The organism is Yaniella soli (assembly GCF_054782375.1).
The window spans coordinates 95,403-115,858 of the sequence record NZ_BAAGSP010000002.1 but is presented as its reverse complement, the minus strand read 5'-3'; the positions used below and the strand labels follow the sequence as shown (position 1 = coordinate 115,858).

Sequence of the window (20,456 nt, the reverse complement as noted above, 5' to 3'; positions counted from 1 at the left end):
CCCTTGCTTGAGTTTCGTCGACTCGTGTCCGCAGCCCGAACACCGCAGTGCCTGTTCTCGTTCGCCACGGGCCACAATGGGCGATAGTGTAGATGCGTTCATAAAACAGAGAAGTCGAAGCAGCATGCTGGAGGTGCTAGTTCGTGGCCGAAAGACCGCCATCAGAAGACGACAGTATTAAAGAGGACGCCAAACGAGTTGGGCGGCAAGCGGGGAAGTCCGTTGGCTCGTGGGACTACTCTCGGCCGAACTATCCACATAACATTCACCCGGCGCTAGTTTGCGACCCCGGTGTCATTAGTTGATCTCATGCCCACACTGCTGGAACTCTCGGATGCACCGGCAGCTGACGTCGCGGGGATGTCACTTCTGGAATCCGCACGACGAGAGCAGGATGGGAAAGCCGGACCAGAAGACCGCGATGTCATCATCGAATACTTGGCCGAAGGCACGCACGCACCACAGCTGACTCTGGTCCGTGGGCAGTACAAATATATTGTGTGCCCGGGCGACCCAGATCAGCTCTTCGATCTTGCGGCAGATCCGCACGAACTGCAGAACGTCGCGGCGTCGGCGGGTTACGTCAACATCGTCCAGCAATTGCGCAAAGAGGTGGATTCGCGCTATGACCCTGAAAAACTAGAATCCGACGTCCTCAAGAGCCAAGAGCTGCGCCGACTGGTGGCCTACTCGCTGCAACAAGGCAAAGTGCGCCACTGGGACTTCAACCCGGACCCAGAACAGCGCTATGTGCGCGGCGACTTCTGGGATGCATTGGGCTACGGCCAGGTGCGGACGCCACATAACAGTTAAAGCGTACTGCTCGACGACGGAACTTATGACCGGGTGGGGAGTCGATCTCGGTTGTAGGTAATGTCGTTGAATCCGTGCTCGAAGGGTTGCCCGTGTTCATCGAGCGAGACGAACACGATCTTGTCGATCGTCAGAATGATGTTCCGGGTGATCATGTTGCGCACTTCGGCTCGCATCGTCATGGAGGTGCGACCGAAGTGCGTGGCCTTGAGCCCCATCTCGATCATGTCGCCCTGGACGGCTGAAGCCACAAAATTGATTTCGGACATCATTTTGGTGACCGCCCGGTGATTGCCCATCTGCAAGATCGCATAGATGGCGGCTTCCTCATCGATCCAGCGCAGCAGGGCGCCGCCGAACAGGGTGCCGTTGGCGTTGAGGTCTTCTGGTTTCACCCATTTGCGGGTGTGGAAGTTCATGCCGTCGTCGATCACGCTAAAGGCTTGGGTGTTTTGTGAAACTGGTTCATGCGTCATACCCACAAGGGTAGTCATGCCAGCTCGGTGCGGTGATTACGTCGCTCACATTTGCTGTGCGAGCGAACAACGAGCCGCTATGTCGCGGGCTTTTGCCCGGCGATAAGGGTCTCGAGACGCGCTGCGAGCCGCAGGAGTTGGTCTTCTGTGCCAACCCGTCCGATGGCCTGAATCGACCAGGACATCCCCTCATCATCGTCTTTCACGGGCACCGAGATGGCGGGCAGCCCGAGGACGTTGATCATCGACGTGTACGGCGTGAATTTGCACTGATACTCGTAGTCTTGTTGTCCCTCCATGGCCGAAAACGTGCCGACCGGTGGGGGTCGAAACGCAAGGACCGGGGTGACCACGACATCGTATTGACCAAACTGGCGGCGCGTATCTCTCGCCCAGTCGGTGAGTCGCTCCACGGCATCCTCATATTGTTCTTGGGTGCGGGACCGGGCTTGTTTGAGGAAGTCCTTCGCCAAGGCTTCCATGTTCTCCTCGGCACCTTCGGGCAGCGGCATATTCGTCAACCCGTTGGTCCAGACGGTCTGGAAGTTCTTGTGGTAGTCGGGCAGATACGAGAAATCCATCTCTTCGATGGACAGCCCGTCACGCGCTAACAGTGTGACCGCAAGAGTGAGCGCTTGAACGGCCGACTGCGACAGGGTGATATCCAAGTCCGGCTGGAATGGGGCAGCGGTTGTGTACCCAATGGACAGATTGCCTGCGGATTCCTTGCCTTCCCGAGCGGCCGTGACATAGCGGCCTTGTTGCTGGGTTGGGTCGACGAGCGCATCCATGAGCAAGCCTGCATCTTCGACGGTGCGCGCCAGTGGGCCCGTAGTGGTCAAATTGGTGACGTCATCGCGCTGCTCGTCCGTGGGAATCGTGCCGCGGCCGGGCTTGAGCCCAATGATGCCGGTTGCTGCGGCAGGAATACGAATGGAACCCCCACCGTCGGTGCCCGGTGCCACCGGAAGCATACCGGCAGCGACCGCTGCAGCGGCACCACCCGAAGAGCCACCGGCGGTGAGCTCAGGATTTCGAGGGTTTCGTGCCGGTTCAGAAATCGCATTATCCGAATGGCAGGACAGCGCGAACTCCGGAATGGTCGTCTTACCGGTCACCACTACACCCGCGGTGTTCATATTGACGGGCAACGGATCATCACTGGTTTTTGGTTCAGTGTCAGCAAAGAGTTTGGACCCAAACGTGGTGACCATCCCGGCCACATTCACGGCATCCTTGAACGCGATGGGTAGCCCGTGCAGCGGGCCGACCACACCGGTTGAAGTGTAGGCGGCATCGAGCTCATCGGCGCGGGCCAATGCGGCCTCGGCGTGTACCGTCATGAATGCACCCAGCGCAGACTGCTGCTGGATGACGGAAAGAAAATGTTCGGTGACTTTGCGGGCCGTATACGTGCCAGCGGCAATCGCGTCGCGCAGTTCGAGCGCGCTGAGCGTGCCAATTGCATGAGTTTCGGTCATGCGATAACTCTATACGCCCGTGGAAAGAAAGCGGTGGCTTTTGCTGGCAGCTGGGCGTTTTCCTGGTTTACGATGGGCTCCATGAGCGATTTTGAAACATTTAGCGTCAACGACGTCCCCGACAACGCCCACATACTGGATGTGCGTGAACCCTACGAATTCGACGCCGGACACATCCCGGGCGCCATCAACATGCCGATGGAACAACTGCCCATGCGCATCGAAGAGTTGGACCCAGACACCGACTACTACGTCATCTGCCGAACCGGTGGACGCTCCGCACGGGCCACACCATACCTGGAAATGCAGGGTTATTCGGCGTTCAATGTGGCCGGTGGATGCGGAGCCTGGCTCGAAGCCGACCTGCCCTTGGTGTCCGAAAGCGGTGCCGAGCCCATCGTGCGCTAAATTCGTGCCGAACGCACCGGAGCATGCCATAAGCGCATGGTGCTCCATGGTGTGCGTAAGATAGACGAGCATGAAGTCGTATGCGTATCTAGGCCCCGAAGGCACATTCACCGAAGCAGCACTCCAACGGGTGCCCGAAGCCCGTGAAGCAGAGAAAGTCGCGGCAGGATCCGTGATCGCCGCCCTGAATCAGGTGCGGTCCGGTGACGTCGAAGCCGCTGTCGTCCCGATCGAAAATTCGGTGGAAGGCGGGGTTTCAGCAACCCTGGACGAAATCGCGAACGGCGAGGAACTCTACATCGTCGGTGAGGTGCTCGTCCCCATCAGTTTCATGCTGGTGGGCCGCCCTGATCGTCCACAACAACTCGACCAGCTGCGCAGCGTGGCAACCCATACCCACGCGTGGGCACAAGTGCGCGGCTGGGCCCAAACCCATATTCCTGATGCCGAATTTGCCCAAGCATCCTCGACGGCCGCGGGCGCTCGCGGACTGCTTGACGACGCGACAACCTACGATGCAGCAGTATGCGCCCCACACTTAGCCCGCAGCTTGGATTTGCCGATCCTCGCCGAAGGTATTGAAGATACGACCGGTGCGGTGACGCGCTTCGTGGTCGTGGCCCGACCAGGCCGACTGCCCGAACGCACCGGCGCCGATAAATCCTCACTCGTCGTCCCACTGCCAGAAGATCACCCGGGCGCCCTGGTGCAAATCATGAACCAATTCGCCACCCGGGGCGTCAACTTGACCCGCATTGAATCCCGGCCTACCGGCGAATACCTGGGCAAATACTTCTTCTCCATTGACCTCGAGGGCCACCTGGGTGAAGAACGTGTCGGCGCCGCACTGGCAGCGCTCTACCGGATGTTTCCGGGCGTGCGCTTCATGGGGTCTTACCCGCGCGCCGAACACAGTCCCACATCGATTCCGGCATATACGACCGATGACGCATATCAGCGGGGTCGTGCCTGGGTGCAAAACATCTTGGATCGCTAAAGCCCCTGCGAGGGGCACGGCGACTTTACGCTACTCGCGTTCGTTTGGTGTTTTGGGGAGTGGAACCCGAACCTGCAGCGAATCTGGAATATTCTTGGCCACGATCTCTTTAGTCTTTGGAATCGGGTCGCCGTCAATCTGCGCCACCAGAGGTTCTTCGAACACCATCTTGCAACTCCGGGCCTGAAACGTCGTCACCCGCGGGCTTTTCGTCTTGGGTTTCAGTGCCGCGGTGGCAACCTGAATCCAATCCACGAGATGACGCGGATCCAACAAGGCCACGTCCAGCAAACCATCATCGATGGCCGCCTCCGGGACCATATTGATTCCCCCGGTCAAATACCCGCAGTTGGCAATCATCGCCGAACGTAACCGGTACCGCTTCGATTCGCCATCATCCGTCGAGATCGTCACCGCATGCCGTTTGCCACGCAAATTTCGTACCCCTGCCTCGGTATAGGCTAACCATCCGGCGGCCGCCTTGAGCCGGTCCGACGTCGAATGCATAATCTCCGCGTCATAGCCGGCACCGGCAATCACCACCGACACCATGTTCTCCCGCGTCCCATCGGCATACAACATATCTAACGAAATCACATCGATGGGGCGCACCACACCGTTAAACGCAATCGAAATACACGCCTGGACGTCATTGATCGGCAAATGCAGGTTGCGCGCCAGCAAATTTCCCGTCCCCGTGGGGATAATCCCCATCTGCACGTCGCTGCTCATCAACGCTTTGGCCGCGGCACGCACCGTACCATCGCCACCGGTCACCACCACGAGCTGGGCCCCATCATCTTTGGCCCGTTGCACCGCAGCAAACCCCGAATCATCGGGATCCGTCTCATACAACTTCGGTTCAGACAGCCCAAAGAGCCCGCACGCCTGCATGACCAGCGGCATCGCCTGGTCAGTCGCAGCCTTCGACGGGTTATACACCATGGCCACACGCTTTGGCACACCCAATGACGACGCGACCTGCGGAAGCTCATAGGCTTGCGTGAGCTGGTTCGACAGTTCAGCACGCAAGGACTCGGCACGATTGGCGCGCTCGCGAGCCTTCCGCCAGGCAACGGTAGTGATGATTGCTGCCACGATGGCGCAAACGGCCACGACGAGGAGCACAATCGTTAACGGATTCATGTCACCAAGTGTAGGCGACACCCGGCTCGGGTAGGCTGAAGGATGTGATTGACGTAAAGCATCTTGCCGAAAACCCTGACCTGTACCGCGCCTCCCAGCGAGCCCGGGAAGACGACGAATCACTGGTGGATCAGATCATCTCCGCCGACGCTGAACGTCGTGCTGCACTGCAGAGTTTCGAAAACCTGCGGGCCGAGCAAAAAGTGCTGTCCAAAAAGATTGGTCCGGCCTCCGGGGACGAAAAACAGGAGCTGTTGGCTGCGGCGAAAGAACTGTCGGCAAACGTCAAAATTGCCGAAGCTCAAGCCGACGAAAAGCAACGCGAGCTTGAGGCGCTGAACAACGTGTTCCCGAACCTTATTGCCGAGGGGATCCCGGCGGGCGGGGAAGAAAACTTCTCGGTGCTCAAAACAGTCGGCGAACTGCCCGAATTCGATTTCGAACCCCGGGATCACCTCGAACTGGGCGAAATGTTGGATGCGATCGACATGGAACGTGGTGCCAAAGTCTCCGGTTCACGCTTCTACTTCCTCAAAGGTGTCGGCGCGCAACTCGAAATGGCGCTAACCCAGATGGGCATGGCGCAGGCCGCCGAAGCGGGATTCACCCCCATCATGACCCCGACCCTGGTGCGCCCAGAAATTATGAGCGGCACCGGTTTTAACGTCGAACACGATGACGAAATTTACCGCATCGAAAAAGACGACCTCTACCTGGTCGGCACCTCCGAGGTCGCCCTGGCCGGTTACCACGCCGATGAAATTCTGGACCTTTCCGACGGCCCGATCCGTTTCGCCGGGTACTCGACCTGCTACCGACGCGAAGCCGGCGCCGCAGGCAAAGATACCCGCGGCATCATCCGCGTCCACCAGTTCAATAAACTCGAAATGTTCATCTACACCACGGTCGAGGAAGCCGAAGCAGAGCACGAGCGCCTGTTGGCCTGGGAAGAAGACATGCTCGCCAAAATCGAAGTGCCATACCGCGTCATCGATACCGCCGCCGGCGACCTCGGACCATCAGCGGCACGAAAATTCGACTGCGAAGCATGGGTCCCAACCCAACAGGACTACCGCGAACTCACCTCAACTTCGAACTGCACCACATTCCAGACCCGTCGCCATAACGTCCGCGAACGCCTGTTCAAAGACGATGGCAGCCGCGCCGGAACCCGCATGGCGGCAACCCTCAACGGCACCCTGGCCACAACGCGCTGGCTCGTCGCCATCCTGGAAAACCATCAAGACGCCGACGGCTCAGTCAACGTGCCGACAGCGCTCCAGCCATACATGGGCGGCAAAACCGTATTGGAACCCGTCGCATAAGACCGTCATCCCAGATTTCAAGACACGTTGATTCGGGTTTGCCTCTGATTCATCGCAACGTTGTCCAACATGATTGACTAGTGGTTATGAATCAAAAGATGGTGTGTTTAGACGTAGACGGCACGATTGTGGATTTCGACGGTCACATGTACCCCGAAGTGCGTGCCGAAATTATGAATGTCATGGAAGCCGGGCACCACGTGCTCATCGCCACCGGGCGCGCCTTCCACGCGACCCTGCCCATCATTCGTGACATTGGACTGCACTCGGGCTACTCGGTGTGCTCCAACGGCGGTGTCTCCTTGCGCCTTGATCCAGACTTGGAAGAGGGATTTGAAATCGTTGCGCGCAGTACTTTCGACCCATCGTCGGTGCTCGATGCCTTGCGGGAGCGCATCCCCACCGCAAAATTCGCCATCGAAGACGTTGACGGTAACTACCTTTCCACCGAACGCTTCCAGGACTTCAGCTTTGGGGTCCAGGCCAAAGGGGTCACGTTCGAAGAACTCGAAGAAGCCACCGCCGTGCGCCTGGTCGTGTTCTCTCAAGACTCATCGACCCAAGAATTTGCCTCAGCCATCGAAGCACTGGGTCTACAAGGCATTACCTACTCGGTCGGTTACAACGCGTGGCTCGATGTGGCCGGGGCCGGCGTAACCAAAGCCTCCGGACTGGATGCGCTGCGCCAAGTACTCCATATCGACGAAGCCGACACCGTAGCCATCGGCGACGGCTTCAATGACGTCGAAATGTTGGAATGGGCCGGTCGTGGCGTCGCCATGGGGCAAGCGCCCCGAGAAGTCAAGCGCGTGGCCGACGAAGTGACCGACACCGTCCACGACGGCGGTCTGGCCACCGTACTGCGCACGCTGCTCTAGTACTAGTAGCCGCTATTGGACTGGATGGTGACGGCCGCACCGGTTTGGTCTAACAGCAAACTCACGGCGCTTCGGACGTCGTGCTCGGTGTTATAGAGGGAACGTTTAATGGCCTGCGATACTGCCTGGACCGTCATGTCTAACTCCTCGGCCACGCGACGCTGTTGACCGCGAACACCCGGGGTTAACTGATCAAGGACCGCCCATTCAGCGGTGGAACGACGGGACACAATATGGCCCAGCAACTGCAAGACGCTTTGCGTATGCTGGCCGAGTTGCGTCTGCTCGACACCGCGGGGCGGCTTGGCGGCCTCGACCCGCAACGGCACCAGCTGGCCCTGCTTGGCCGCAATCGATACGGCAAGAGCGGCGGCTTTGACGCCCGAACCGTCCAGCCCATTGCCGTTTTCAACAACCGAGCCGACACCGATACCAACATTCCAGGTACCCAACCGCATCGCGTGCAAGGCCATCTCAACCACATGGTGTGACGACGTCAAAACCTGCTGATACATGGTCGAATCCGCAGCCCAAGACCCGGGCAGATCTGCCCCAAGACGCTGCGCTAACTCCTTCTGTAACGCCCGCACGTTTTGTTCACTGGGCTCGGTGGTGCGCTGAGTCATCGTCACAACAAACATGGTTCTATCCTTACACGGACCCGACACCCGAAGCGAGGAATATTAGACGGCCAAGCGTGGATGCGTTGTGGGGATGCACGACGAAACGCCGCGAGACCGGAATCTCGCGGCGTTCTACGCGTATATTGTGAGGCGACCTCAGTATTGTCTTTGGGCGAAATTGCTGAAAACCATACGAAATGCCTTCAAAATGAGGTGGTTCTCAGTTGGGCCTAGCCCTGGAAACGATCGATGGAAGCCTGCAGCTCAGCTTCGGCAGCCTTGCGATCCTTCCATCCTTCAGCGCGAACCCATTTGCCTGGTTCAAGATCCTTATATCGGGTGAAAAAGTGCTCGATCTCTTTGACCAGGTACTCATCGATATCGCCAATATCCTGGATGTGGTCGTAACGTTGATCAGTTGGCACGCACAGCACCTTGTCGTCCCCGCCGCCATCGTCGGTCATCGAAAAGATACCGATCGGACGGGCTTCCACCACGATATTGGGCAGCAACTCGAAGCCCGGCAGGTATACCATCGCATCGAGAGGATCGCCATCTTCCCCCAACGTATTATCGAAAAAACCGTAATGGGTGGGATACGACATGGCGGTGTACAAAATGCGATCCAGGTGCAAACGACCTGTCTTTTCATTGATCTCGTATTTGACGCGCGAACCGGCTGGGATCTCAATGGTGACGTCGTGCTGCATTATTTCTCCATCTGTTGGCGGTATGTCTTGCCGCGCCGAAACGATCTGACGCAAGCGTATGCTTGTTCTAAGGTTATTACGTGCACAGGCGAATCACCCAAATGTGCTCAAGGGTGCCAAGATATTAAACAGGCTAACGCGAAAAAAGTTCGACAGGTGAAACCATGATGGCAGCGAAACAATCTGGACGGCGTGCCAACCGCACCCCGAAGGGTCGAAATCGCAACACCAGCTGGCTCATCGGACTGCTGATTGGAATTGTGGGCGGTGCCGGGATGGCACTGGTCTACCCTGCGCCGAGCACCGACATCATGAAAATTCAGGCGAGAGACTGGTATCAGTCTATGCGCGACCTGGTGACGCCATCTGCCGCACCCGGTGGCGGGACAACCGGTATGCCACAGGTTTATGCCGCCCCACCCATCGGCCTGCCACCCGAAGCTGACACCGACGAAGTCCTGGACATTGAAAACGTCTCAGAACTCGTCAACGTCAATGCGCCGCGACCCGACACCGAGCAACTCACCCGAGCCTTGAATACAGAAATGGGGGAGCTGAACCTCAACAACAGGATGGTCGTCGTCGACGCTGCAACCGGTAACACACTCTATGACGCCGGCGGTCAAGACCAGATCGTGCCGGCCTCAACACTAAAACTCTTTACCGCCGCGACGGTGTTAGAACACCTCGACACCGACCACCGCTTCGCCACCTCGGCTAGCTATAGCACCGACTCGGGTGTCGTTTTGACAGGTGGGGGAGACGGCCTACTGGCCACCGGCGAAGGAACCGGTGAAACCATGGGCTACGCCGGATTGGCCGATCTCGCCGAAAAAACCTGGGACTCCATCAGCGACCAATTCTCGGCCGGTGACAACCTCACTGTCGATGTCTGGGCCGACGTGTCACGTTACAACCAGCCATGGGTGCACCCGGGCTGGTCTGAAAGTTTGATGACCGGCGGCTGGATTTCACCGATCTACCCGATGAACACTTTCGGCGGTTTTTACGTGAATCCGCGCACCGAAAACACTGCGGTGGAAGATGGGGCCGTACACGCCACAGCAGCCTATGCACGACACCTCACCGCACTGGCCGAAGCCGACAGCATGAACATCGAATTCAGTTACGCGGGTCAACAAACCCGGTCCAACGATCTCGAAGCAGTCGCCACGGTGCGGTCCGCGCCACTTGGACAACAACTGGAATATGCTATGAAGCAGTCCAACAACATGCTCTTTGAAATGTTCGGACGCGAAGCTGCGCTCGCCGCGGGCAACAGCCCAGACTTCGATGGCACCGCAGCAACCATGCAATCCACCATGGGCGACCTGGGAATTTCCACCGAAAACTTACAATTCGTCGATAACAGTGGACTCTCACCAAATAGTCGTGCCACCCTGAACTCGATGGTGCAACTGTATGACGTCATGCTCGCCGATGAGCAGTTCAGGCCGGTGTTCCACGCGCTGACCGTCGCCGGATACGACGGCACCATGCGCAATCGGATGGCCGAAGCGCCCTACTCGGGCATCGTGCGTTCCAAAACCGGCACCCTGGAAGTTGCCAGCTCCAATGCGGGAATGACCGTGACAGCAGATGGCCGAGCACTGTGGTTTGCCGTTAACACCACAGGGGCCGGCGAAGACTATGCTGCCGCCCGAGCCGAACAAGACCGCCTCGTCCAAGTACTGACCGACTGCGGGTGCCAAACTGAGTGACCAACAGCGTCGTTGGTAAAAACACTTCAACGTGATGGGATGGACCTATGGAAATTTTTAAACAGCACGTCGCCGTTTCAACCGGAACAAACCTGGTGCCTCCGGGGCCACGGGTGCCCGCCACGGATGCAATCGTTGAAGCCGAAGGACTGCGAGCCGCTGCCTATTCGGCAGCTGAACACGTGGCATACCTGAGCAAATTGCCGGTCATCCAGCACTGGGACGCCACCACCGTGGCGGATGACGTCGATGTATTAGTGGTTGACCGGCCCGGTTGGATCACCGCCAACTCGGCGTCGCTGCAGGTCATGTTGGAACCAGCCATCACCCGCCTTCATGAAGCCCAACCCGAACTGGTGAAAAACATTGGCACGGGCGTGACCGCAGCATTTTCTGGTGCGCAAGTAGGCTCCGTACTGGCGTTTCTTGCCAGTAAGGTGTTGGGGCAGTTCGAACCATACGCGGCCAAAGCTGCGGAAGGTGATGCAAAGCCCCGCCTCATGCTCGTTGCACCAAATGTGATGATGATTCGTGACGAACTCAACCTCAACGCTGAAGATTTCCGCTTCTGGGTCAGCTTGCACGAACTCACCCATGTTGCCCAATTTGCTCAAGCCCCATGGTTGGCCGACCATATTTTGCAGATTGCCACCGAGTTCCTCATGACCAACTTGCTGCCAGAATCCGAAAGTGAGTTGAACGCCGAACAGAAAACCGAGCGCTCTAAGACTTTGGAATCCCAGATCACCGCGGTGATGTCCCTGCTGGAGGGGCACGCCAATGTGATCATGGACGCGGTCGATACCACGCTGGTACCAAGTGTAAAAACCATCCGACAACGCTTTGACGCACGCTCCTCGAAGTACAAATGGTTTAGTCAGATCCTGCGCAAGGTCTTTGGCCTCGATGCCAAGGCGAAACAATATAAGCGAGGCCAATCCTTCGTAGCGGCAGTTGTTGATCGTGTCGGAATGGAACAGTTCAACCGTGTCTGGGAAAATCCGCAGCATCTGCCAACCATGGACGAACTGCACGACGCTGATGCATGGATAACTCGAGTACTGGGCTAAGTAGCGTTGACGCGACCTTGAATGATCCGATGACCACACAGCTGCAAGTGCCCCAAGGACCTAGGATTTGGCCGCCAACGCAAGCGTGGCCGCCAGCGGTTCATGCTGGCATCAATCAGCTCAAAGCCATGGCACACCAGTGGCGGAACGCAGACGACGACTCCACGGGGCCGATCCTAGTGGCCGTTTCTGGTGGGGCAGACTCACTGGCTCTAGCCGTTATTGCCGCCGAAACGCAGCGAACCACTGGCATCACCTTTGGCGCGATCGTGCTAGATCACCAACTACAGCACGTCACGGCCAAGGTTGCACGGCGCACCGCCGAGATTTGTGGGATGCTACGTCTTGAACCCGTGCTGACGGAACGTCTAAGCGTGACGGATCATGGAGACGGCCTTGAGGCAGCCGCACGAGAAGCCCGATACGCTGCGTTTGTGCGTTGTGCACATGAGGTCGACGCTGCCGGTGTGGTCACCGCGCATACCGCCAATGATCAAGCCGAGCAGGTGTTGCTAGGCATCGCCAGAGGCTCAGGAGCGCGCTCAATTGCTGGCATACGAAAGCAGCGTCACCATAATAGTGCTGGCTATCAGCCTATCCGCATTGGCCGTCCCATCCTGGAGCTTACCCGACAGGGGACTGAAGCCATCTGCACCTGGGCAGGCTTAAGATATTTCCAGGATCCGATGAATTTTGATGATGATGTGGCTCGGATCCGGGTCCGCAATCATCTTCTACCGACACTGACGGATCCGAGTAGCGGGCTCGGCCCCGGTGTGTTTTCAGGTCTAACCACTACCGCCGCGCTCGCAGCAGAAGACGCGGATCTGCTCGACGAACTTGCCGAGGAATCGTATCGTGCGCTCGCAGATGAGGAAACGCATCAGATCAGTTTTTCTCTGGCTCAATTGCGCGCGCTCAAGCCTGCCATCCTACGTCGGGTCGTGGCACGTGCTGTTCGACAATTCGATGCGCCCCAGCCGACGTCCGAACGGTTACGTGCTGTTCAAGAGCTCATCTTCCCGCCCGTTGGTGTGGCGTCATCGGCGGGCCCAATCCAGCTGGAGGGACACGTGAGTCTCTTCCGGAAAAAAGCAACCAACGAATATGCAAAACTATTAGTTATCTGCTCACCTCCGAGCGAGTAACCAGACACTATGAGGAGTGACCATGAAGGCCGAAGACGTTGTAGGCGATTTAGAGTCAGTGCTACTCAGCCGCGAAGAAATTGACGAGATCGTCAAGGACTTGGCAGCCAAAATTGACCGCGACTATGAAGGTAAAGATGTCTTGCTAGTCGGTGTGCTCAAAGGCGCATTGATGATCATGGCTGACTTATCGCGAGCCATGAAATCACAAGTCACCGTCGACTTTATGGCAGTGTCCTCGTACGGTTCTGGGACGAAATCATCGGGGGTTGTGCGTATCTTGAAAGATCTCGAAGAGGATTTGATGGATCGCCACGTGCTGATTGTCGAAGATATTGTCGATTCTGGTCTGACGCTTTCATGGTTGCAAACGAACCTGAAATCTCGCGGTCCAGCTTCTGTCGAAATTGTGACCTTGTTACGTAAACCAGATGCTTTGGCCGTCGATATCGATGTGAAATACATTGGCCGTGATATCCCGAACGAGTTTGTCGTTGGATACGGTCTGGACTTCGACCAGAAATATCGCAACCTGGACGTTCTGGGCACCTTGGCCCCACACGTTTACCAGTAAGGAATGCCCTCGTCCCGGTGGCGCCACGCTATGTTGTGACACCACCGGGGTGCTGTACCCTTTTGGATTATCGTTCCGTATTTATCCGCGATGCATCATATTGCGGACCCACGTTGCTTCCTGTGCGGTCGGTTCTAGAAGAAACTCCGGGAGTTGATCGTCGTTGAGTCGGACAATGACTTCCGATTGATGCGTGATAATATGGTGGAAGTTGCACAACATTACGGCATTCTCCAGTGATGTCGCACCGCCGTTTTGCCAGTGGACGATGTGGTGAATTTCCGAATAGATGTGCGGCAACTTGCATCCCGGGTAGGCGCATCCGCCGTCTCGTAGGATAACGGCACGACGAATACTGGTCGGGAATGCGCGCTGGGCGCGACCGACGTCGAGCGACTCACCTGGAGAATTCAAGACTGCGGGGATAATCGAAGCGTCGCAAGCCATGTGCCGCAGTGTTGCCCAATCCATGTTCATGGTGTCGTAGTCGTAGAGTTCTGGAAAAGGCTTACGGCCTTCCAGCAGCGCAGCTATTTCGGCTTGTACATTTGGGTCTTCTGAACCAAAGTCCAAGTATTTTCCGGCGAGATCCGAGTACTGCAGCCCAATCATGACGTTGGGCGCGACATTGACTAAACGGCCCAGCCCTGGAATGACGGCACCGGACGGCGCAATATCCTCGGGATGGGTTTCGTCGACGGTTTGGAATTCGGATGTCGTGTTGGAACGTTGTTGAACGTCACCGCAATACGCGTTGACCTGATCCTGGGCCTCACCGGAATCGAAACTGGTGAGCACAATGCCGGTTTCCAAAATATCTAACAGGAAATGTGACCACCGCTGGGCAACCGTTCGGTTGTCGTAGAGCATGGGAATTTCGTACTCATCATCGGCGGGCGTAATTCGTTGCGCTCCAGTTTGTGGCTTTCCGCTGACCTGATCCCTGGTATCTTCATTGATCCGGGATATTTCCGAACGAAGATTATTGACCCGTTGTCGCAAGCGTTCTAGAACGTTTTTGTATTGCCACTTGGTTAGCACCCAATCCAAGCGAACGTGGTTATCGCCCAGCGGCGTGACAAATCGTAGACCTTCTTCATATTGACGTTGCTTCGGCGTGAGTCGAGTGCCTGGCTTGGTGAACTGACGGCCAGTGCTGCGTTTCGTACGGTCGGCAAAGCGTCGAACTTCAGCGGGACCAGCATGCAACGCCTTGGCGAGGAATTCGCCCTCTTTAGTAGCGACGAGTTGATCCGCTTGAGCATCCGTGGAGCCAGCGCGTTTTGCCGAGGCCCGAATGGAACGCAACCGGTCGACAATGTAGTTAGCCGATGACGGGTCAATGCTCCCCGAGGTCATGGCTTTCTGGATTTTGGGTGCCCGCATTTTCGACGCACCGGGTTTGGTCGGATTCGCGTTGGCAATGCGTAGGCGACGTTCCACTTCAATGACATCAATCCCGTTGAGTCGAGATTGGAAATCTTTGGAATCCTTGAATGGTTGTTTACCCTTATGCGCCAGGGTGGCACTGCGCGCTTCCAATGTTGTAAACCAGCCCTCAAGTAACAGAGCGATTCGGCATTGGAAGTTATAGAACCGACGATGGTTTTCTTCGGCGATTCGGGAGACATCTCCCAGTGACAGACCCGCATCTTGGTATTCAGCAGTGTCTGTGAGTTCCTGATCGGAGCGGGTTTCAAGTTGTTCGGTCACTAACGCATGCATGGCCAATAATTCTGGGCCCGTCATGGTCTGGAGATCCTGTCCGTACCGCTGACGGAGCTGCTGCATATTCGCCGTGTGGGCAGGAAAGGCCCGCTGTGTTCCAGAGAGTTCGGGCCCATCGTCGGCGTCCTGTGTGTCTGGAGCAGTGAGTGTTGGTGTCGTCATGTCGCACCTCCTTTCGAAATGTAGCAATGCCACTAGTGTCGCGAACTTTGACACCGGACGCGCCCACACACGTCCAAATTGTGGATAACTTTGACGGCTGTGGACCCTTCCACCGATTGCGAAAGGAAAAGAGACGTGGACATGCGAGCTTGACGAAGCAGGTACCTTTAGAAGGGTGAAAGCCAAGAACATCTTTAAAGGGCCGGTCATTTGGATCGTCCTTGCAGTATTAGCGTTAATACTCATCGTGCCGGTATTGTCTGGTTCCTCATCGAACCGTGTCGATACCTCGGTGGGTATGGAATTGTTGCAAGACAACAAGGCAGACCAAGCGTTGTTGGATGACAACGAGTCTCGCGTTGACCTGACACTGCAAGACGACTTTGTCCACGAGGACCGCAATCTCGGCACCCAGGTGCATTTCTTCTATTCAGCGGATCGTGCCGAAACCGTGGTGGATGCCATCGCGGAATCGACTCTGGATGACTATACGGATGAGCCCGTCCAATCCAACTGGCTGATGTCCATGTTGGGCTTCTTGATCCCGTTCATCATCATTGCCCTGTTGTTCTGGTTCTTGCTGTCTCGCATGCAGGGCGGCGGTAGTCAGATGATGAAGTTTGGTAAATCACAGGCCAAGCTGATGTCGAAGGATACCCCGCAGGTTACGTTCAAAGATGTTGCGGGTTCGGATGAGGCCGTCGAAGAGCTCTATGAGATTAAAGAGTTTTTGACCGAACCGGAGAAGTTCAAGGCCGTCGGTGCCAAGATTCCAACGGGTGTGCTGCTGTATGGGCCTCCCGGTACCGGGAAGACGCTCATCGCCCGTGCACTCGCTGGTGAAGCGAGTGTGCCGTTCTACACCATTTCGGGTTCCGACTTTGTCGAAATGTTTGTTGGTGTGGGTGCCTCGCGTGTGCGTGACCTGTTTACCGAGGCCAAGAAGAACGCGCCGGCCATTATTTTCGTCGATGAGATTGATGCGGTGGGACGTCACCGTGGCGCTGGTGTGGGCGGCGGTAACGATGAGCGCGAACAAACCCTGAACCAGTTGCTGGTCGAGATGGATGGCTTCGACGAGAACTCCAACGTCATCCTTATTGCTGCGACGAACCGTCCGGATGTGCTTGATCCCGCGCTGCTGCGCCCGGGACGTTTCGACCGTCAGGTTCCCGTCGAGGCGCCGTCGCTTGAGGGCCGTCTGCAGATTTTGAAGGTGCACTCCCAGGGCAAACCCTTGGTGGAGAATATTGACCTGTACGGGCTGGCGCAGCGTACCCCTGGTTTTTCGGGTGCTGATCTTGCCAACGTGCTCAACGAAGCGGCCTTGTTGACGGCGCGCTCGAATGCCCATTTGATTGATAACCGTGCCGTGGATGAAGCAGTCGACCGTGTGATGGCCGGTCCGCAAAAGAAGACCCGGTTGATGAATGATCACGAACGCCGCGTGACCGCGTATCACGAGGGTGGTCACGCGCTGGTTGCCGCCGGGCTGCGACACTCAGCGCCGGTCTCCAAGGTGACGATTTTGCCCCGCGGACGGGCCCTGGGCTACACCATGGTGGTCCCGGATGAGGACAAGTATTCGGTCACCCGTAATGAGCTGCTGGACCAGCTCGCCTATGCCATGGGTGGCCGTGTGGCTGAAGAAGTGGTCTTCCATGATCCGTCCACGGGTGGCTCGAATGACATCACGAAGGCGACTGATACGGCCCGGAAGATGGTCACCGAATACGGTATGTCCGCGCGGGTTGGTACCGTCAAACTTGGTTCCGGTAACGATGAGCCGTTCTACGGTCGCGATGCGGGCTCGGGTCGAGAATATTCTGACGAACTGGCCTTCGTGGTGGATGAGGAAGTTCGTAAACTCCTCGACGACGCGCATGCGGAAGCCTACTGGGTCCTCAACGAAAACCGAGACATCCTGGATGACCTGGCAACCAAGCTGCTGGAACAGGAAACCTTGAATCGTCACGAGTTGGCCGATATTTTTGCCAATGTGCGCAAGCATCAGCCACGAGAGACGTGGTTGTTCCACGAGGACCGTCCGGTCTCGGATCTGCCACCGGTCGCCATGCCTGCCGGCACCGTCACGGACAACTCCACCCAACCCGCCGACCCAGCCGACACGGATACCGAGACGACAACCCAACCGGTCACCCCAGCCGAAACCACCGATGACGTCGACGACGAGTCTCACGGTGATGACCAGGAGAAATAGATGATTGACCAACCGAGGATCGAAGCGGCCGTACGTGAGATGCTCCTGGCGGTGGGTGAGGATCCGGATAGAGATGGCCTGATCGAAACTCCGGCACGGGTAGCCCGGGCGTACGGGGAGTTTTTCTCCGGATTGCACCGCGAGCCCGCAGAGGTGCTGGGCACCACATTCGACATCTCGCACGACGAACTTGTGTTGGTCAAAGACATCGAGTTCTATTCGATGTGTGAACACCACCTGGTTCCGTTTCATGGCAACGCCCACGTCGGGTATATCCCCTCGGCCGAGGGCAAGATCACCGGTTTATCAAAGCTTGCCCGGCTGGTCGATTTGTTTGCGCGTCGTCCGCAGGTACAAGAGCGCTTGACCACTCAGGTTGTCGAAGCGATCATGGAACACTTGGAACCGGCGGGCGCCATCGTTGTCATTTCGGCGGAGCATATGTGCATGTCGATGCGCGGGGTGCAAAAACCACACGCCAAGACCGTGACCTCGGCGGTGCGCGGCCAACTTCGTGAATCGTCCACCCGCAACGAGGCGATGAGTCTGATTCTCAATGCCGGGGTACACTAAGCCCGGCGGAGATAACCAAACAGGAAGGATTACCCATGTCTATTGGAGCTGTCCCAGGAACCGGTCCGGCCACGGGTCCACTGTCAGTGGTTCGTAAGGCCACGCGCAAAAGTTTTTCGGATTTGCCAACCGATCGCACCTTGGTCATGGGCATTCTCAACGTGACGGATAATTCGTTTTCCGATGGCGGAGAGAACTTCAATACGGCCAAGGCGATCGACCATGGGCTGCGCATGCACTATGCGGGTGCAGATATCGTCGATGTCGGTGGTGAATCTACTGCACCGGGCACCGAAGAGGTCAGCGTTGCAGAAGAACAGCGACGCATCCTGCCGGTCATCGAAGCCCTTATTAAAGCTGGCGTGTATGTCTCCGTCGATACCCGGCACACCGATACCGTGCGTGCGGCACTGGAATTTGGTGAGGTGCTGATCAATGACGTCTCGGGCTTGTCGCACGAGGCCGATATGCCCGCGCTCATCGCTGAGACCGGTGCCCGCTATATTGTGATGCACAATCGCGGCAATTCCAAGACGATGGATGAGCTCACCAGCTATGACGATCTGGTGACCGATGTGGTTGCTGAAACCCAGCAGATTCTGGATACGTTCATTGCGGCAGGTGTGAAACACGAGCAGTTGATCGTGGACCCGGGGCTCGGATTCTCCAAGGCGGGGGAACAGAACTGGCAGTTACTCAATAACCTGGCGGCGTTCGAGGCGCTGGGCTATCCGGTGCTGATCGGTGCCTCGCGGAAACGGTTTGTGGGTTCGATGCTTGCCGAACAAGATGACGAAGCAGTGGAACCACGTCAGCGAGATCATGCGACCGCCGCGATTACTGCCCAGGTTGCCGATCAGGGTGTGTGGGCTGTGCGCGTGCACTCGGTGATCCCAAATCTGGATGCCGTCAAAACCGTGGCCGCCCGTCAGGCAGTAGAATAACCGGTAGGCCACCATGGGGATCATCAGTTTGACGGGGCTGCGCGCCCGCGGCCACCACGGTGTGCTCGACCATGAGCGTGCCACCGGCCAGACCTTCCTTGTTGATCTAGAGCTCGAACTCGATGTGGACGAAGCTGCCCAGACCGATGATGTCGCCGCCACGGTGAACTATGCCGAGGTGGCCAAAGTCGTCGAGGAGATCGTCACCGGCGAGCCGGTCAACCTCATCGAAACCCTGGCCGTGGCCATGGCCGATGCGATTCTTCGAAACTTCCCGCGCGTCACATCAGTACTCGTGACGGTGAATAAACCCCAGGCACCCATCCCGGCAGATTTCGCCAATGTTGCCGTGACCATCAGCCGCGACCGACACCAGACACCGGAGTCGACATGAGCGCACTGGATCCTCAATTGGTCACTGCCCCGCAGACTCCCGCGGTGGCCGTGGTCGCGCTGGGCTCGAATCTGGGCGACTCCCAAACAATTCTTGACGACGCGGTCCAAGCCTTTCGCGATCACGAGGCAATCAGTGTGACGACAACCTCTCCCTTGGCCAAGACCGCACCGGTTGGGGGGCCCGAACAACCTGATTTCCTCAACCAAGTACTCGTGGTCGAAACCACGCTGGCCCCCTATGCCCTGCTGCAGTTTGGGCACGAACTGGAACACGCCGCCGCACGAATACGCGATGTCCGGTGGGGCCCGCGCACGCTCGACGTCGACCTCGTTACCTATGACAATGTCACATCCAAGCACCCGGTGCTCACGCTGCCCCATCCCAGAGCGCATGAACGCGCCTTCGTGCTCGTCCCGTGGTCGTGGGCCGACCCGCACGCCACGCTGACAGGCCAGTCGGTCGCGCACCTGGCGTCGCAGGCAGCCGACGCCGACACCGTCCACAAATACCAGGACGACTCATGACATCAATTCGTTACGGGTGGGTCGTGTTGATAGTCCTCCTGGCCGCGATTTTGGGCTGGCTCGCCGCATTTTTTACCGCAGAATCGGGTTGGGCAATCCCCGCGCTAGGCTACCCGGCCGTGATGACTCTGGCCGCCGTGGGTGTGCTCGAACTGATCTTGGGCATTCGAGTGCTCAAAGACCGCCAACGTCCCGTGGCCGATCGCATGAACCCCGTTGCCGCAGCCCGCACCCTGGTGTTAGCCCAGGCAGGCACGTATGCTGGGGCTGCCTTTGGTGGGTGGCACGCCGGAATTTTGTTGCACCGTGTTCCCCACGTTGGCTTCGGCTCGAGCGTGGTGACAGAAGCCACCGCGCTGGTCGTGACGGCGTTGGTGTTGGTGATCATAGGTTTTATTGTGGAACAATGGTGCCGAATCCCGCCGGACGATACCGACGGCAATGGCAACTACCATCAGCGGCCGCCCAATACTTCCGGAGCACAACCAACGACCCGGCAACAGGATTCCACCGACTGGTCTCAACGATAAGAATGCA

At 57.6% G+C, this 20,456-nt stretch carries 21 protein-coding genes; 15 read left to right on the top strand and 6 right to left on the bottom strand.

The window, feature by feature from the left end:
* The first annotated feature begins 309 nt into the window (after positions 1-309).
* Positions 310-813, top strand: coding sequence for an alkaline phosphatase family protein (locus ACYVJT_RS01630; RefSeq protein WP_343958658.1), 504 nt, complete (start codon positions 310-312; stop codon positions 811-813).
* Between the two features lie 23 nt (positions 814-836).
* Here the strand turns inward: ACYVJT_RS01630 and ACYVJT_RS01625 are convergent, their stop codons facing one another.
* Positions 837-1,289 (bottom strand): acyl-CoA thioesterase, encoded by a 453-nt coding sequence (locus ACYVJT_RS01625; protein ID WP_343958661.1) that lies wholly within the window; start codon positions 1,287-1,289, stop codon positions 837-839.
* 77 nt (positions 1,290-1,366) lie between these two features.
* On the bottom strand, positions 1,367-2,770 hold the full coding sequence (locus ACYVJT_RS01620; protein WP_343958663.1) for an amidase: 1,404 nt from the start codon (positions 2,768-2,770) through the stop codon (positions 1,367-1,369).
* A gap of 81 nt (positions 2,771-2,851) precedes the next feature.
* Here ACYVJT_RS01620 and ACYVJT_RS01615 point away from each other — a divergent pair, with 81 nt between their 5' ends.
* Positions 2,852-3,178, top strand: coding sequence for a rhodanese-like domain-containing protein (locus tag ACYVJT_RS01615; protein WP_343958665.1), 327 nt, complete (start codon positions 2,852-2,854; stop codon positions 3,176-3,178).
* A gap of 70 nt (positions 3,179-3,248) precedes the next feature.
* The gene (pheA, locus tag ACYVJT_RS01610; RefSeq protein ID WP_343958667.1) at positions 3,249-4,175 is read left to right on the top strand and encodes a prephenate dehydratase; all 927 of its coding nucleotides are present in this window, start codon (positions 3,249-3,251) and stop codon (positions 4,173-4,175) included.
* Positions 4,176-4,205: 30 nt separating this feature from the next.
* On the opposite strand, the gene ACYVJT_RS01605 is transcribed toward pheA, so the two are convergent.
* Entirely contained in the window at positions 4,206-5,321 is a 1,116-nt protein-coding gene (locus ACYVJT_RS01605; RefSeq protein WP_343958669.1) for a diacylglycerol/lipid kinase family protein, read from the bottom strand.
* A 44-nt stretch (positions 5,322-5,365) separates the two neighbouring features.
* On the opposite strand from ACYVJT_RS01605, the gene serS reads away from it, so the two are divergent.
* Together serS and ACYVJT_RS01595 are read left to right on the top strand one after the other, a co-directional pair.
* Positions 5,366-6,646 (top strand): serine--tRNA ligase, encoded by a 1,281-nt coding sequence (gene serS / locus ACYVJT_RS01600; RefSeq protein WP_343958671.1) that lies wholly within the window; start codon positions 5,366-5,368, stop codon positions 6,644-6,646.
* 86 nt (positions 6,647-6,732) lie between these two features.
* Positions 6,733-7,524: an HAD family hydrolase gene (locus tag ACYVJT_RS01595; RefSeq protein WP_343958673.1), complete on the top strand. Its 792-nt coding sequence runs from the start codon at positions 6,733-6,735 to the stop codon at positions 7,522-7,524.
* A 2-nt stretch (positions 7,525-7,526) separates the two neighbouring features.
* Here the strand turns inward: ACYVJT_RS01595 and ACYVJT_RS01590 are convergent, their stop codons facing one another.
* Positions 7,527-8,165, bottom strand: a complete 639-nt coding sequence (locus ACYVJT_RS01590) for a hypothetical protein (protein WP_343958676.1) — start codon at positions 8,163-8,165, stop codon at positions 7,527-7,529.
* A gap of 212 nt (positions 8,166-8,377) precedes the next feature.
* Positions 8,378-8,857 carry an inorganic diphosphatase gene (locus ACYVJT_RS01585; protein ID WP_343958679.1) on the bottom strand — a complete coding sequence of 160 codons (480 nt, stop codon included), beginning with the start codon at positions 8,855-8,857 and terminating at the stop codon, positions 8,378-8,380.
* 164 nt (positions 8,858-9,021) lie between these two features.
* Between ACYVJT_RS01585 and ACYVJT_RS01580 the strand changes: the two genes are divergently transcribed.
* Genes ACYVJT_RS01580 through hpt form a run of 4 tightly spaced genes read left to right on the top strand, consistent with a single transcriptional unit; the run spans position 9,022 to position 13,370 of the window.
* Positions 9,022-10,578: a D-alanyl-D-alanine carboxypeptidase/D-alanyl-D-alanine-endopeptidase gene (locus ACYVJT_RS01580; RefSeq protein WP_343958681.1), complete on the top strand. Its 1,557-nt coding sequence runs from the start codon at positions 9,022-9,024 to the stop codon at positions 10,576-10,578.
* Positions 10,579-10,625: 47 nt separating this feature from the next.
* Complete coding sequence (locus tag ACYVJT_RS01575; RefSeq protein ID WP_343958683.1) at positions 10,626-11,648, top strand: zinc-dependent metalloprotease; 1,023 nt, start codon at positions 10,626-10,628, stop codon at positions 11,646-11,648.
* Positions 11,649-11,677: 29 nt separating this feature from the next.
* A complete protein-coding gene (gene tilS / locus ACYVJT_RS01570; RefSeq protein WP_343958685.1) occupies positions 11,678-12,796 on the top strand; it encodes a tRNA lysidine(34) synthetase TilS in 1,119 nt (372 codons plus the stop codon).
* A gap of 22 nt (positions 12,797-12,818) precedes the next feature.
* Positions 12,819-13,370, top strand: a complete 552-nt coding sequence (gene hpt / locus ACYVJT_RS01565; RefSeq protein ID WP_343958687.1) for a hypoxanthine phosphoribosyltransferase — start codon at positions 12,819-12,821, stop codon at positions 13,368-13,370.
* 81 nt (positions 13,371-13,451) lie between these two features.
* Here hpt and ACYVJT_RS01560 read toward each other — a convergent pair whose 3' ends face one another.
* The gene (locus ACYVJT_RS01560) at positions 13,452-15,260 is read right to left on the bottom strand and encodes an HNH endonuclease signature motif containing protein (protein WP_343958689.1); all 1,809 of its coding nucleotides are present in this window, start codon (positions 15,258-15,260) and stop codon (positions 13,452-13,454) included.
* Between the two features lie 175 nt (positions 15,261-15,435).
* Between ACYVJT_RS01560 and ftsH the strand changes: the two genes are divergently transcribed.
* The 6 genes from ftsH to ACYVJT_RS01530 are packed head-to-tail and all read left to right on the top strand — an operon-like array spanning position 15,436 to position 20,449.
* Positions 15,436-17,481: an ATP-dependent zinc metalloprotease FtsH gene (ftsH, locus tag ACYVJT_RS01555; RefSeq protein WP_343958691.1), complete on the top strand. Its 2,046-nt coding sequence runs from the start codon at positions 15,436-15,438 to the stop codon at positions 17,479-17,481.
* Positions 17,482-18,054 (top strand): GTP cyclohydrolase I FolE, encoded by a 573-nt coding sequence (folE, locus tag ACYVJT_RS01550; RefSeq protein ID WP_343958694.1) that lies wholly within the window; start codon positions 17,482-17,484, stop codon positions 18,052-18,054.
* Between the two features lie 35 nt (positions 18,055-18,089).
* Positions 18,090-18,998, top strand: a complete 909-nt coding sequence (gene folP / locus ACYVJT_RS01545; protein ID WP_343958696.1) for a dihydropteroate synthase — start codon at positions 18,090-18,092, stop codon at positions 18,996-18,998.
* 13 nt (positions 18,999-19,011) lie between these two features.
* The gene (gene folB / locus ACYVJT_RS01540; protein WP_343958698.1) at positions 19,012-19,392 is read left to right on the top strand and encodes a dihydroneopterin aldolase; all 381 of its coding nucleotides are present in this window, start codon (positions 19,012-19,014) and stop codon (positions 19,390-19,392) included.
* On the top strand, positions 19,389-19,919 hold the full coding sequence (gene folK, locus ACYVJT_RS01535; RefSeq protein WP_343958700.1) for a 2-amino-4-hydroxy-6-hydroxymethyldihydropteridine diphosphokinase: 531 nt from the start codon (positions 19,389-19,391) through the stop codon (positions 19,917-19,919). Before folB ends, folK begins: the two co-directional genes overlap by 4 nt.
* Positions 19,916-20,449 carry a DUF3180 domain-containing protein gene (locus ACYVJT_RS01530; RefSeq protein ID WP_343958702.1) on the top strand — a complete coding sequence of 178 codons (534 nt, stop codon included), beginning with the start codon at positions 19,916-19,918 and terminating at the stop codon, positions 20,447-20,449. The genes folK and ACYVJT_RS01530 overlap by 4 nt, the downstream gene beginning before the upstream one ends.
* Positions 20,450-20,456 lie beyond the last annotated feature (7 nt).

Coding starts and splice junctions, on each gene's coding strand:
- ACYVJT_RS01630 (WP_343958658.1), top strand. CDS start 310: ATGCCCACACTGCTGGAACTCTCGGATGCACCGGCAGCTGACGTCGCG.
- ACYVJT_RS01625 (WP_343958661.1), bottom strand. CDS start 1,289: ATGACGCATGAACCAGTTTCACAAAACACCCAAGCCTTTAGCGTGATC.
- ACYVJT_RS01620 (WP_343958663.1), bottom strand. CDS start 2,770: ATGACCGAAACTCATGCAATTGGCACGCTCAGCGCGCTCGAACTGCGC.
- ACYVJT_RS01615 (WP_343958665.1), top strand. CDS start 2,852: ATGAGCGATTTTGAAACATTTAGCGTCAACGACGTCCCCGACAACGCC.
- pheA (WP_343958667.1), top strand. CDS start 3,249: ATGAAGTCGTATGCGTATCTAGGCCCCGAAGGCACATTCACCGAAGCA.
- ACYVJT_RS01605 (WP_343958669.1), bottom strand. CDS start 5,321: ATGAATCCGTTAACGATTGTGCTCCTCGTCGTGGCCGTTTGCGCCATC.
- ACYVJT_RS01595 (WP_343958673.1), top strand. CDS start 6,733: ATGAATCAAAAGATGGTGTGTTTAGACGTAGACGGCACGATTGTGGAT.
- ACYVJT_RS01590 (WP_343958676.1), bottom strand. CDS start 8,165: ATGTTTGTTGTGACGATGACTCAGCGCACCACCGAGCCCAGTGAACAA.
- ACYVJT_RS01585 (WP_343958679.1), bottom strand. CDS start 8,857: ATGCAGCACGACGTCACCATTGAGATCCCAGCCGGTTCGCGCGTCAAA.
- ACYVJT_RS01580 (WP_343958681.1), top strand. CDS start 9,022: ATGATGGCAGCGAAACAATCTGGACGGCGTGCCAACCGCACCCCGAAG.
- ACYVJT_RS01575 (WP_343958683.1), top strand. CDS start 10,626: ATGGAAATTTTTAAACAGCACGTCGCCGTTTCAACCGGAACAAACCTG.
- tilS (WP_343958685.1), top strand. CDS start 11,678: ATGACCACACAGCTGCAAGTGCCCCAAGGACCTAGGATTTGGCCGCCA.
- hpt (WP_343958687.1), top strand. CDS start 12,819: ATGAAGGCCGAAGACGTTGTAGGCGATTTAGAGTCAGTGCTACTCAGC.
- ACYVJT_RS01560 (WP_343958689.1), bottom strand. CDS start 15,260: ATGACGACACCAACACTCACTGCTCCAGACACACAGGACGCCGACGAT.
- folE (WP_343958694.1), top strand. CDS start 17,482: ATGATTGACCAACCGAGGATCGAAGCGGCCGTACGTGAGATGCTCCTG.
- folP (WP_343958696.1), top strand. CDS start 18,090: ATGTCTATTGGAGCTGTCCCAGGAACCGGTCCGGCCACGGGTCCACTG.
- folB (WP_343958698.1), top strand. CDS start 19,012: ATGGGGATCATCAGTTTGACGGGGCTGCGCGCCCGCGGCCACCACGGT.
- folK (WP_343958700.1), top strand. CDS start 19,389: ATGAGCGCACTGGATCCTCAATTGGTCACTGCCCCGCAGACTCCCGCG.
- ACYVJT_RS01530 (WP_343958702.1), top strand. CDS start 19,916: ATGACATCAATTCGTTACGGGTGGGTCGTGTTGATAGTCCTCCTGGCC.